The sequence below is a fragment of the Actinoallomurus acaciae genome (assembly GCF_042429965.1).
In the GTDB taxonomy this organism is placed as follows: Bacteria; Actinomycetota; Actinomycetes; order Streptosporangiales; family Streptosporangiaceae; genus Actinoallomurus; species Actinoallomurus acaciae.
Genome location: NZ_JBHLZP010000445.1, coordinates 1 through 12,521 on the forward strand (window position 1 = coordinate 1; position 12,521 = coordinate 12,521).

General features: G+C 72.1%; 11 protein-coding genes and 1 pseudogene. 9 read left to right on the forward strand and 3 right to left on the reverse strand.

Annotated elements, in window-relative coordinates:
- Positions 1–5 precede the first annotated feature (5 nt).
- Positions 6–134 carry a zinc-binding dehydrogenase gene (locus ACFFNX_RS37905; RefSeq protein ID WP_378210910.1) on the forward strand — a complete coding sequence of 43 codons (129 nt, stop codon included), beginning with the start codon at positions 6–8 and terminating at the stop codon, positions 132–134.
- A 9-nt stretch (positions 135–143) separates the two neighbouring features.
- Here ACFFNX_RS37905 and ACFFNX_RS37910 read toward each other — a convergent pair whose 3' ends face one another.
- Positions 144–1,379 (reverse strand): PrsW family intramembrane metalloprotease, encoded by a 1,236-nt coding sequence (locus ACFFNX_RS37910; RefSeq protein ID WP_378210894.1) that lies wholly within the window; start codon positions 1,377–1,379, stop codon positions 144–146.
- A 16-nt stretch (positions 1,380–1,395) separates the two neighbouring features.
- Entirely contained in the window at positions 1,396–2,340 is a 945-nt protein-coding gene (locus ACFFNX_RS37915) for a heme o synthase (RefSeq protein WP_378210895.1), read from the reverse strand.
- A 397-nt stretch (positions 2,341–2,737) separates the two neighbouring features.
- Between ACFFNX_RS37915 and tkt the strand changes: the two genes are divergently transcribed.
- The 7 genes from tkt to pgl all read left to right on the forward strand — a co-directional run bounded on the left by tkt (position 2,738) and on the right by pgl (position 11,382).
- Entirely contained in the window at positions 2,738–4,888 is a 2,151-nt protein-coding gene (tkt, locus tag ACFFNX_RS37920) for a transketolase (RefSeq protein WP_378210896.1), read from the forward strand.
- A gap of 8 nt (positions 4,889–4,896) precedes the next feature.
- Positions 4,897–5,997: a transaldolase gene (gene tal, locus ACFFNX_RS37925; protein WP_378210897.1), complete on the forward strand. Its 1,101-nt coding sequence runs from the start codon at positions 4,897–4,899 to the stop codon at positions 5,995–5,997.
- A gap of 114 nt (positions 5,998–6,111) precedes the next feature.
- Entirely contained in the window at positions 6,112–6,702 is a 591-nt protein-coding gene (locus ACFFNX_RS37930; protein WP_378210898.1) for a hypothetical protein, read from the forward strand.
- The gene (locus ACFFNX_RS37935; RefSeq protein ID WP_378210900.1) at positions 6,678–7,718 is read left to right on the forward strand and encodes a hypothetical protein; all 1,041 of its coding nucleotides are present in this window, start codon (positions 6,678–6,680) and stop codon (positions 7,716–7,718) included. Before ACFFNX_RS37930 ends, ACFFNX_RS37935 begins: the two co-directional genes overlap by 25 nt.
- Positions 7,719–8,102: 384 nt before the next feature.
- Positions 8,103–9,638, forward strand: coding sequence for a glucose-6-phosphate dehydrogenase (gene zwf, locus ACFFNX_RS37940; RefSeq protein ID WP_378210902.1), 1,536 nt, complete (start codon positions 8,103–8,105; stop codon positions 9,636–9,638).
- Between the two features lie 2 nt (positions 9,639–9,640).
- Entirely contained in the window at positions 9,641–10,618 is a 978-nt protein-coding gene (locus ACFFNX_RS37945) for a glucose-6-phosphate dehydrogenase assembly protein OpcA (RefSeq protein WP_378210904.1), read from the forward strand.
- Positions 10,615–11,382 carry a 6-phosphogluconolactonase gene (pgl, locus tag ACFFNX_RS37950; RefSeq protein WP_378210906.1) on the forward strand — a complete coding sequence of 256 codons (768 nt, stop codon included), beginning with the start codon at positions 10,615–10,617 and terminating at the stop codon, positions 11,380–11,382. Before ACFFNX_RS37945 ends, pgl begins: the two co-directional genes overlap by 4 nt.
- A gap of 4 nt (positions 11,383–11,386) precedes the next feature.
- Here the strand turns inward: pgl and ACFFNX_RS37955 are convergent, their stop codons facing one another.
- A complete protein-coding gene (locus tag ACFFNX_RS37955) occupies positions 11,387–12,124 on the reverse strand; it encodes a class I SAM-dependent methyltransferase (RefSeq protein WP_378210908.1) in 738 nt (245 codons plus the stop codon).
- 53 nt (positions 12,125–12,177) lie between these two features.
- On the opposite strand from ACFFNX_RS37955, the pseudogene ACFFNX_RS37960 reads away from it, so the two are divergent.
- Positions 12,178–12,521, forward strand: a pseudogene (locus tag ACFFNX_RS37960) ((2Fe-2S)-binding protein); the annotation flags it as partial.

Consider the following 12,521-nt stretch of genomic DNA (forward strand, 5'->3'; position numbering starts at 1 on the left):
TCGCGCTGGCCGCGGCGGCCGCGGGCCGGATCACGCCGCCCATCGGGCAGACGCTCCCGCTCGAACGGGCCGCCGAGGCGCACGCGGCGATCGAGGCACGTGCGGCGATCGGCAAGACACTGCTGCTGACGTGACCGTTCGCGTCAGGCGGAGCCGTACGGGCCCTGGGGGTGGAACGGGCCGGGTGGCGGCGGGCCGAAGGACGGGCCCGGCCGCAGGAAGCCCGACTGGTCCGGCCCGGCCCACGGTGGCATCAGCGGCCGCGTCCGGCGCACCTGGAAGGCCTGCCGCGCCACGTGCATGAGGTTCATCAGGTCGAGCCGCCGCCGGTAGAACCAGGCGGGCTCGGCCACCCCGCGCGCGGCGCGCTGGTGCAGCAGTGCGAGTTCGGTCGCGGCGAGTTGGTAGTCGCCCATGGCGCGCTTGGCCTGGCTGCCGCCGGCCATGCGGGCCCACTGCCGGGCCCGGCGCCGGAGCCCGATGTTGCCGAGCATCTGGATGTCCTGCGGCGTCACGAGGCCCGTGCCGGCGTACATCGGCAGGTGGAGCCGGATCAGCCGTACGGTCTGCCGCCGCTCGCGGGCCACGATGACGATCAGGCCGACGATGATGCAGAAGTCGATGCCGTACGCGACGGTGAGGCCACGGAAGCCGAAGGCGCTGGAGAAGTTCCAGGCACCGTGCAGCAGCATCGCCCCGCACAGCCCGGCGACGGGCGCGGCGACCCGCGCGGCGCCGCGGTGCAGCGCCGCGTACGCCACGCCGAGCCCGGTCATCGAGGTGAACAGCGGATGCCCGAACGGCGAGATCACGCCGCGCATGATGAAGACGGCCTCGATGTTGTGCTGGTTGACCGCCCGCATGTAGTAGCCGATGTTCTCCATCATCGCGAAGCCGAGGGCGACCATGGCCGCGTAGATGATGCCGTCGGTCAGGCCGTCGAGCTCGTTCCGGCGGAACCACAAGAACCCGAACAGCACCGCGCCCTTGAGCGACTCCTCCACCAGCGGTGCGCCGATCGAGGCGGTGACGAGCTCGCCGCGCTCGCCGAAGACCGGTTTGGTCAGCAGTTCGTAGCCCGCGGTGTTGAGGATCAGCGCGCCCAGCACGGCCACGCCCGCGCCCCACATGAACGCGAACACCAGCGCACGCCAGGGTTCGGGCTCCAGCCGGTCGAGCATGAGGACCAGCGACACCAGGAGCGGCACCGGCAGGATCGCCAGGATCAGCCCGACGACGAACGGCGCGCCGTTGAGGGCGTCCAGCCCGAGCACGATGAGCGCGCACAGTGTCGAGACGATGAGTCCGACGATGAGTCCGACCGGTGCCCGTCCGGGCATGCGTCCTTCGAGGATCGCCTTGGGGTCAACGCGCGCCATGCCGCGACATTAACTCTCAGTGGAGCAACGGGTCGATCGCGACGGCCAGGAACAGCAGCGCCAAGTAGGCGTTCGACAGGTGGAAGTAACGCATCGGCTTGAGCACCGCGCCGGTGACGCCGCGGCGGACCCGCCCGAGCAGGCGGTAGGCCTCCAGGAGCGAGACGGCGCCGAGCACGGCGGCCACGACCGGGTAGAAGAGCGTCGTGTGCGCCACCGGCCACAGCGCCAGCGAACACGCCACCGTGACCCAGGTGTAGACGATGACCTCGATGGCCACGCGGCGCTCGGTGGCCACCACCGGCAGCATCGGGACGTTCGCGGCGGCGTAGTCGTCGCGGTAGCGCATCGCGAGCGTCCACGTGTGCGGCGGCGTCCAGAAGAACACCACGAGGAACAGCACGAGCGGCGTCCAGTCGAGGCGCCCGGTCAGCGCCGACCAGCCGATCATGACGGGCATGCAGCCGGCGATGCCGCCCCACACGACGTTCTGCGTGGTGCGCCGCTTGAGCAGCAGCGAGTAGACGAAGACGTAGAAGCAGATCGCGAACACCGACATGCCGGCGGCCAGCCAGTTGAGGGCCAGCCCGAGGAACAGCGTCGAGGCGACGGCCAGCGTGACGCCGAACACCAGCGTCTCGCGCGGCGTGACCTGCACCATGGGCAGCGGCCTGCGGCGCGTGCGGCGCATCTTGGCGTCGATGTCGCGGTCGATGTAGCAGTTGAGCGCGTTGGCGCTGCCCGCCGACAGCATGCCGCCCGCCAGCGTGGCGATCACCGGCCACAGCGGCGGGAGACCGCCGGCCGCGAGGAACATGACCGGGAGCGTGGTGATCAGCAGCAGTTCGATGATCCGGGGCTTCGTCAACGCCACGTAGGCGCGGACGAGCGCGCCGAAGGGGCGGCGGCCGGGACCCACGGGCGCGGACGTCCGCACGGGACGGTTGATGACCACCGTCACAGGACGTCCACGGGCGTGTTCTCGACATAAAAGGGCACTGTGACAAATCCTCGAATCTTTACCGCCGCTTTGCTCTGAATCCGGGCCTTATCACTCTCCGGCCACGGCCGCGCCATCACTGTAGCCCCGGTGGCGGCACACCCCGTCATCGGGGTCGGCGGACGCGCGGACGGACCGATGATTCGCGACCGGGATCGCGGGAAGTGCCGTACGCGACACGACGTTAAACGACACATAGGCTCCCGCGCCCGGCAAAAGTCCTGCGAGCGATAGGCTCGCCGAGGGCCCCGAGGAGTGGCCTGATCAAGGTGCTCCCCGGATCGAGGCACGCTTTTCCGCCCGCGGGGGGCGGGCCGACGGGGGCATGCACGTAGCCGAGAGGAGCCTGGAGCGTCTCGTGAGTACGGATTCCGACAACACCTTCACCTGGACCGAGCTGGACGGACGGGCCGTGGACACGGTCCGCGCGCTCGCCATGGACGCCGTCGAGGAGGCGGGCTCCGGTCACCCCGGCACCGCGATGAGCCTGGCGCCGGCCGCCTACCTGCTGTTCCAGCGGGTGATGCGCCACGACCCGACCGACCCGGACTGGGCCGGCCGCGACCGCTTCGTGCTGTCCGCGGGGCACAGCAGCCTGACGCTCTACATCCAGCTGTACCTGTCCGGCTACGGTCTCACCCTCGATGACCTGAAGGGCCTGCGCAAGTGGGGCAGCCTCACCCCGGGGCACCCCGAGCACGGCCACACCATCGGCGTCGAGACCACGACGGGCCCGCTGGGCCAGGGCCTGGGCAACGCCGTGGGCATGGCGATGGCGTCGCGGCGCGAGCGCGGCCTGTTCGACCCGGAGCCGTCGTTCGGCGACAGCCCGTTCGACCACTACATCTACTCGATCGCCTCCGACGGTGACATCGAAGAGGGCATCAGCCACGAGGTCAGCTCCCTCGCCGGTCACCAGAAGCTCGGCAACCTCATCGTCATCTACGACGACAACCGGATCTCGATCGAGGACGACACGCAGATCGCCAAGTCCGAGGACGTCGCCGCGCGCTACGAGGCGTACGGCTGGCACGTCCAGAAGGTCGACTGGACCTCCGAGGACAGGGGTCGTGCCGGAGGCGCGCAAGGCGAGCACTACAAGGAGGACCCCGGGGCCCTCTACCGCGCGCTGCTGGCCGCCAAGGCCGAGCTCGGCCGCCCGTCGCTGATCTCGCTGCGCACCATCATCGGCTGGCCCGCGCCCAACCTGCAGAACACCGGCAAGGCTCACGGCGCCGCGCTCGGCGCCGAGGAGGTCGCCGCGACCAAGCGGGTGCTCGGCCTGGACCCGGACAAGACCTTCGACGTGTCCGAGGAGGCCCTCCGGCACGCGCGCGCGGTGGTCGAGCGCGGCCGCGAGGCGCACGCCGAGTGGAACCAGGCCTTCGACGCCTGGCGCGCGGGCAACCCCGAGCGCGCGTCGGAGTACGACCGCATCAGCGCCCACCGGCTGCCGGACGGCTGGACCGCCAAGCTGCCGGAGTTCGAGGCGGGCAAGGCCGTCGCGACCCGCGCGGCCTCCGGCGAGGTCCTCGGCGCGATCGGCCCGGTGCTGCCGGAGCTGTGGGGCGGCTCGGCCGACCTGGCGGGCAGCAACAACACGACGATGAAGGGCGAGCCGTCCTTCATCCCCGAGGAGTACCAGACCAAGGACTACCCCGGGAACCGCTACGGCCGCACGCTGCACTTCGGCATCCGCGAGCACGGCATGGGCGCGATCATGAACGGCATCGCCCTGCACGACGGCACCCGCCCCTACGGCGGCACGTTCCTGGTCTTCAGCGACTACATGCGCCCGGCCGTGCGGCTGGCCGCGCTGATGAAGCTGCCCGTGACCTACGTGTGGACGCACGACTCGATCGGCCTCGGCGAGGATGGCCCGACCCACCAGCCGGTCGAGCACCTCTGGGCCCTGCGCGCGATCCCCGGCCTCGACGTCGTCCGGCCGGCGGACGCCAACGAGACGGCCGTCGCCTGGCGGACCATCCTCGAGAACCCCCACCGCCCGGCGGGCCTGGCGCTCACCCGGCAGAAGGTGCCCACGTTCGACCGCTCGCGGTTCGGCTCGGCCGAGGGCGCCGCCAAGGGCGGATACGTCCTGACCGACGCCTCGAACGGGCAGCCGGACGTCATCCTCATCGCCACCGGCAGTGAGGTGCAGATCGCGGTGGAGGCCCGTGAGGTCCTCGAAGGCGAGGGCACGCCCACGCGGGTCGTCTCCATGCCGTCGGTGGAGTGGTTCGAGGAGCAGGACGAGGCCTACAAGCAGCAGGTGCTGCCCCCGGCGGTGCGCGCGCGCGTGTCCGTGGAGGCCGGAGTGGCCCTCGGGTGGCGCACCTACGTCGGCGACGCGGGCGAGAGCGTGAGCCTGGAGCACTTCGGCGCGTCGGCCGACTACCAGACGTTGTTCCAGCAGTTCGGCTTCACGGCCGACCGGGTCGTGGCCGCGGCGCGCGCCAGCCTCACGAAGGTGAACGCGGCCGGCCAGGGTTCGACGACCGGGAACTGAGGAGAGAGATGAGTGACAACCTGAAGGCGCTCTCCGACGAGGGCGTGTCCATCTGGCTCGACGACATCAGCCGCGAGCGGCTGCGGAGCGGCAACCTCGCCCAGCTGATCAAGGAGAAGCACGTCGTCGGCGTGACGTCCAACCCGACGATCTTCGCCAAGGCGCTCAGCAAGGGCTCGGCCTACGACGAGCAGGTCCGTGAGCTGGCCGTGCGCGGCGTCGACGTCGAGGAGGCCGTCCGGGCCATCACGACGTACGACATCCGGTGGGCGGCCGACGTCCTGCGGCCGGTCCACGACCGCACGGACGGCGTCGACGGACGCGTGTCCATCGAGGTCGACCCGCGCCTCGCCCACGACACCGAGAAGACCGTCGCCGAGGCCAGGGCGCTGTGGTGGCTGGTCGACCGGCCGAACACCTTCATCAAGATCCCCGCGACGCTCGCCGGGCTGCCGGCGATCACCGAGACGCTGGCGCGGGGCATCAGCGTGAACGTCACGCTGATCTTCTCGCTGGAGCGGTACGGCCAGGTCATCGACGCGTTCTTCGAGGGCCTGGAGAAGGCGCGGGCGAACGGCCACGACCTGTCCAAGATCGAATCCGTGGCGTCGTTCTTCGTCAGCCGGGTCGACACCGAGATCGACAAGCGCCTGGACAAGCTCGGCGAGACCGGGTTGAAGGGCAAGGCCGCCATCGCCAACGCCCGCCTGGCGTACGCCCTGTTCGAGGAGAAGTTCGGCACCGACCGCTGGACGGCGCTGAAGGACGCGGGCGCCCGCCCGCAGCGTCCCCTCTGGGCCTCGACCGGCGTGAAGAACCCGGACTACCCCGACACCATGTACGTCGACGAGCTCGTGGCGCCGCAAGAGGTCAACACGATGCCGGAGGCGACGCTGGACGCGACCGCCGACCACGGCAGGATCACGGGCAACACGGTCCAGGGCCGGTACGACGAGGCCCGGCGGCTCATGACCGCGCTCAAGGAGGCCGGCGTCGACTACGACGACGTCGTCCGCGTCCTCGAGGAGGAGGGCGTGGAGAAGTTCGAGGCCTCCTGGAAGGAGCTCCTCGACACGGTCAAGAATGAACTGGAGGCCAAGGCAGGGTAGGTCGGGCCTGGAACGGGCAGTACCAGCCCGGGTACGGGGTGGACCGGGAGGCACTGTGAGCGAGCGAACCATCCGGCACGGCGTCTTCGTCACGGGGCCGGCGAAGGAGGCCTCGTGACGTTGCGCGTGACCGGAGGCGGTGTGTCGGTGACCGTCCAGGGCGACGCGGTCGATGAGACCGACGGCGTCCTCGAGCGGCTGGCCGCCGACGGCGTTCCGGCCGCCCTGATGGGCGGCAATGCCAGCCTGTGGGGGCCGGAGGCCACGCAGGAGGCGGCCGAGCGGCTCGGCTGGGTGCACGCACCCGAACGCTCGCACCGGCTGCTCCCCCGCCTCGACGAGCTCGTCGAGCGCTTCGCGGGCCTGGACCTCGTCGTCGTCGCCGGCGCGGGCGGCGCGTGCCTGGCCGCCGAGGTGATCGCCCGTGCCCACGGCGTGGACCTCACGCTGCTCGACACGGTCGACCCGCACCAGGTCCGGCGCGCGGGCCGGGGTCCGCTCGACCGCACACTGCTGGTCGTCTCCGGCGCGGAGACGGTCGAGACCGACGGGGTCCGGCGCGTCTTCGAGCGCGCCTTCCGCGACGCGGGCATCGACCCGGCCGGCCGCATCGTGGTCGTGGGGCCTCCCGGCTCGTCCCTGGAGGCCTCCGGCCCCACGTTCGTGCCGCCGACCCGGCGGTGGACGGCTGCTTCGGCGCGTTGAGCGCCTACGCCCTGGTGCCCGCGGCGCTGTGCGGCGCCGACGTCCGGCGGCTGCTGGACCAGGCCGAAGCCCTCGTCCCCTCGCTGCTGCTCGCCTACGACAACCCCGGGCTCGTGCTGGGCACCGCACTGGGCACCGGGCCGGCGAACGGACGGGACCGGCTGCTCATCGCCGACGACGGCTCGGGCCCGGCGGGCCTGGACCGCTGGGTCGAGCAACTGGTCGCCGAGTCGACCGGCAAGGGCGGCGGCGGTGTCGTGCCGGTCGTCGTGGAGGGCCCGGCCGCGCCGGGCTTCGGTGCCACCCGTGACGTTCACCGGCTGGTGCTCGGCGCCCCGGCCGAAGGCGCCGGGCTGGCCGTGTCCGGGCCACTGGGCGCGCTGTTCCTGCTGTGGGAGTACGCCGCCGCGGTGGCCTGCCGGGTCATCGGGGTCAGCCCGTTCGACCGGCCGGCGGTCCGCGAGGCCGAGGAGGCCCTGTCGGGCCTGCTGCGCGGCGCGGAGGACGGCACGCCCCCGGTCGTGATCGGCCGCGAGCCGGTCCTGGTGGACGGCGAGGTGGAGGTGCACGCCACCGGCGACATGCTGGAAGGCGCCAAGGACCTCCGCGACGTGTTCGACGCGTTCAGCCACGCCGCCCCCTCCGACGGCTACATCGCGGTGATGGCCTATCTCGACACGGCGGATGACACGGCCGGGCTGCGCCCGCCGCTCGCCCGCCGGGCGGCCCACGACCGCGACGCCCAGGTGGCGTTCGGCCTGGCACCGCGGCTGCTGCACTCGACCGGACAGGTGTACAAGGACGGGCCGCGTACGGGCCTGTTCCTGCAGATCACCGGGGCGGTCACCGCCGACGTCGACGTGCCGGGCCGGCCGTACTCCCTCGGCACGCTGCAACTCGCCCAGGCCTTCGCCGACCTGCGGGCCCTGCGCTCGCGGGGGCTCACGGTGGTGCGCCTGCACCTGCGGGACCGGGCGGCCGGACTGGCGAGACTGGAAGCCGCGCTCGGCGGCTGAACATCGGCGATGAGGGCCCATGCGATGTGATCCACTTTTCCGGGTGTTTACCGCACGTTCGGCCCCATGGACCCCCATCAACTGCAACGATCGGAGAAGACATGCCATGTCGGGTGATATGGCATGTGCCGGAGAATGGAACAATGCGGAGGGCCGGCGTCCGCGACGGCGTACATTCCGCCGACGGGGGAAGATCGGGCACGACGTGATGGTTCGGGATAGTGGTCATCGGCTCGCCGATGACCGGAGACACGCGATCGCCGCGCGGCCAGGCCCGCGGCCGGAGCGCCTGGTCCGCCGGGCGCGCCACTGCCCAGGGAGGACGGGGATGTCGGGCATCAGTCGGCCCACCGGAACAGCCGCAACGCAGGACGGAGATGGCAGATGACGCGGATCGAGAACTTCCTCAACCCGCTTCGCGATCCCCGCGACAAGCGTCTGCCACGCGTGGCCGGGCCATGCGTGCTCGTGCTGTTCGGGGTCACCGGGGATCTGTCCCGTAAGAAGCTGCTCCCGGCGATCTACGACCTGGCCAACCGCGGCCTGCTGCCGCCGGGCTTCGCCGTGGTCGGCTTCGCGCGCCGCGACTGGGAGCACCAGGACTTCCGCCAGCTCGCGCACGACGCGGTCAAGGAGCACGCGCGGACGCCCTTCCGCGAGGAGGTCTGGAACCAGCTCAGCGAGGGCATCCACTTCGTGCCGGGCACCTTCGACGACGACGCGGCGTTCGACCAGCTCGCGACGGCCGTCAAGGAGCTGGACGTCAAGCGGGGCACGGGTGGCAACTACGCGTTCTACCTGTCGATCCCGCCGAAGTTCTTCCAGGACGTCGTCAAGCAGCTCCAGCGCAGTGGGCTGTCCAAGCCGTCGGAGGACTCCTGGCGGCGCGTCGTCATCGAGAAGCCGTTCGGCCACGACCTGGCCAGCGCGCGGGAGCTCAACGAGATCCTGCACGAGGTCTTCCCCGAGGAGTCGATCTTCCGCATCGACCACTACCTCGGCAAGGAGACGGTCCAGAACATCCTGGCGCTGCGCTTCGCCAACACTCTGTACGAGCCGCTCTGGAACCGCTCGTACGTCGACCATGTGCAGATCACGATGGCCGAGGACATCGGCATCGGCGGCCGGGCCGGCTACTTCGACGGCATCGGCGCCGCCCGCGACGTGATCCAGAACCACCTGCTCCAGCTCCTGGCGCTGACCGCGATGGAGGAGCCGGTCTCCTTCGAGGCCGAGTCCGTACGCGCGGAGAAGGCCAAGATCCTGTCCGCGGTACGTCTGCCGGCCGACCTGGACGCCTACACCGTGCGCGGCCAGTACACCGCGGGCTGGCAGGGCGGCGTCAAGGTGCCCGGGTTCCGCGAGGAGGAGGGCATCTCGCCGGGCTCGCGCACCGACACGTACGCGGCGATGCGCCTCGACATCGACACGCGCCGCTGGGCGGGCGTGCCGTTCTACCTGCGCACCGGCAAGCGCCTGGCCCGCCGCGCCACCGAGGTGGCGCTGATGTTCCAGCGGGCGCCGCACCTGCCGTTCGCGCAGACCGACACCGAGGAGCTGGGCCAGAACGCCCTGGTCATCAGGGTTCAGCCGGACGAGGGCGTGACCCTGCGGTTCGGCTCGAAGGTGCCGGGCACCTCGATGGAGGTCCGCGACGTCAACATGGATTTCGACTACGGCGAGTCGTTCACCGAGTCCTCTCCCGAGGCGTACGAGCGGCTGCTGCTGGACGTGCTGATCGGCGATCCGCCGCTCTTCCCCCGTCAGGAGGAGGTCGAGCTGTCCTGGCGGATCCTCGACCCGGTCGAGGAGTACTGGGACAAGCACGGCGCCCCGGAGCCGTATCCCTCGGGCAGCTGGGGGCCCAAGGCGGCGGACGAGATGATGGCGCGCGACGGCCGAGCGTGGAGGCGACTCTAAGCATGATCATCGATCTGGCGAACACCAGCACCCGCAAGATCCAGGACGCGCTGACCGCGACCCGCCACCGGATGGGCGGCCCGGCCACCGGCAAGGTGCTGACGCTGATCGTCGTGACCGACGAGGCGGCGCAGTACGACGCGATCCGCGCCGCCACGGAGGTGGCGCGCGAGCATCCCTGCCGCATCCTCGGCGTGATCGCCCGGGGCCGCGAGGCCGAGCCCCGCTTCGACGCCGAGGTCCGCGTCGGCGAGAGCGGTCCCGGCGAGACCGTGCTGCTGCGGATGTACGGCCAGCTCGCCGAGCACGCCGACTCGGTCGTGCTGCCGCTGCTGGTGCCCGACACGCCCGTCGTCACCTGGTGGCCGGGCACGGCGCCGGACCGGCCGAGCGAGGAGGCCCTCGGCGCGCTCGCCCAGCGCCGGGTGACCGACTCGGCGAGCGGCGCCGACGCGCTCGGCACGCTGCGGCGCCTGGCCGGCGGCTACCTGCCCGGCGACACCGACTTCGCGTGGGCGCGCGTCACACCGTGGCGTTCACTGCTCGCCGCGGCCCTCGACCAGCCGCACGAGGACGTCACGACCGCCCGCATCGAGGCCGACTCCGGCAGCCCGAGCGCGGCGCTGCTCGGCGGCTGGCTGTCCGTACGCCTCGGCGTCCCGGCGGAGATCACCGAATCCCGCGGACCGGGCATCACGGCGGTGCGCCTCACCACCAAGGAGGGTGAGATCGCGGTCACCCGCCCGGACGGCCGGGTCGCGACACTCTCCCGGCCCGACCAGCCCGACCGCCAGGTCGCGCTGCACCGGCGCTCGACCGCCGAGCTGCTCGCCGAGGAGCTGCGGCGGCTCGACCCCGACGAGGTCTACTACGAGGCGATCCAGCGGTTCGCCAAGGGCCCGGAGACGGCGTCCGCGCCGGCCGACCCCGCGGCCCCCGCCGCCAAGAGCGCCGCGAAGCCGAGGGCGAAGAAGTCGTGACCGTGCCGTCCGTCGTCGTCCACCGGGACCAGGACCTGCTCGCCAAGGCCGCCGCCGCGCGGCTGGTGACACGGATCGTGGACGCGCAGTCCGCGGGCGGCGGCGCCCACATCGTCCTCACCGGGGGCGGCGTGGGCACCGCCGTCCTGGCCGAGGTGGCCGCCTCGCCCGCCCGCGACGCCGTCGACTGGCGCAATCTGGACATCTGGTGGGGCGACGAGCGCTACCTGCCCGCGGGCCACGAGGAGCGGAACGAGACCGGCGCGCGTGCGGCCCTGCTCGACCACGTCGACGTGGACGAGCGCCGCGTGCACCCGATGCCCGCGTCCGACTCGGGGCGCACCCCCGAGGACGCCGCCGAACGGTACGCCGAGGAGCTGCGGACGGCGGCCCCGCACGGCGACGTGCCGTCCTTCGACGTGCTCATGCTCGGCCTGGGCCCGGACGCGCACGTGGCATCGCTGTTCCCGGACCTGCCCGCGCTGCGGGAGAGCCGCCCGGTCGTGGCCGTCCATGGGGCGCCGAAGCCACCGCCCACCCGCCTGAGCCTGTCCCTCCCGGCGCTTCGCACCGCCCAGGAGGTGTGGATCCTCGCCGCGGGCGAGTCGAAGGCCAAGGCCGCGCGGCTGGCCCTGTCCGACGCGGACCCGGCGCAGGTGCCGGCCGCCGGCGCCCGAGGACGCGAGCGGACGCTGTTCGTGCTCGACCGGGCCGCCGCCGGCGAACTGCCCTCGGAGATCATCTCCCGGCCCGCGGTCCCCTGAGGCCTCAGCGGCGCAGGAGCGTGATCATGCGCCAGGCGTCCGCGGAGTCCAGCGAGACCCCGGCGTCGAAGTCGCCGTACTGGGCCTCGACGGTGAGGCCGCCCGCCAGCCGGATCGCGGCCTGGAGTTCGGTCGCGGTCCAGAACCGGTAGGGCACGACGCCCTGGATCACCTCACCGCCGTCGATCGCGATGGTCACCCGGTCGCGGACGACCTGGGTGATCGGGTCCAGCTCGTCGCCGGGCTCGCCCCAGCGCACGTGCGCGCTCACGCCGTCCTTGCCGACCGTCCAGGCGTTCGAGACACGCGGGGTGTCGCCGAGCCGGTCGGCCGGATGGCTCATCTCGATGACGGCGAGCCCGTCGTCGGCCAGGTGCTCACGGACGCGGGTGAGGTACGCCACGAAGGCGTCCAGCGTCATGAGGTGCGCGGTCGAGTCGAGCATGGTCACGACCAGGTCGAACCGGCGGACGAGCCGGAACCCGGTCATGTCCGCCTCCACCACCTCCAGCGGCAGGCCCTCGCCCCGCGAGCGCGCGTACGCGCACATCGCCGGGCTCAGGTCCAGGGCGGTCGCCGTGACGCCCCGGCGGGCGAACTCCCGCGCGTGCTCGGCCGGACCCGCGGCGAGCTCCAGCACCGTACGCGCCGGGCCCGCCCACGTGAGCAGGGCGTCCACCTCGGCACTCACGTCACGGAAGGAACACGCCAGCTCGTACGCCTCAGGATGGTCATAGATCACGGCTCAATCGTCGCAGAGTGGACCGGCCGCGCCGTATCTGGCAGGCTCGGGCGGTGATGAAGGACCGGCTCGGACCCACGGCGGCGCTCGCCGACGTGGCACGGATCGGCCCGTTCTTCGCCCTCGACACCGACCCCGACATCGCCGGGCATCCGCTCTGGCGGCCGTTCACCGAGCTCGCGGGGCGCGCCCTGCCGGACCAGATCGCCGCCGTGCTCGCGCGGCTGGGCGTCGGCGAACGGCGTGTCGCGGCCTCGCTGCTGTTCCAGGGGATCGCGGGCCGGCTGTGGTCACCGGTGCTGGCGACGGCCGTGGAGCACGATGTGGTCCCCGACCTGGACCCGGCCCGCACGTACTGGCGCGCGGCCTCGCCGGGCCCGGTGCTGCTGGCGGCGCC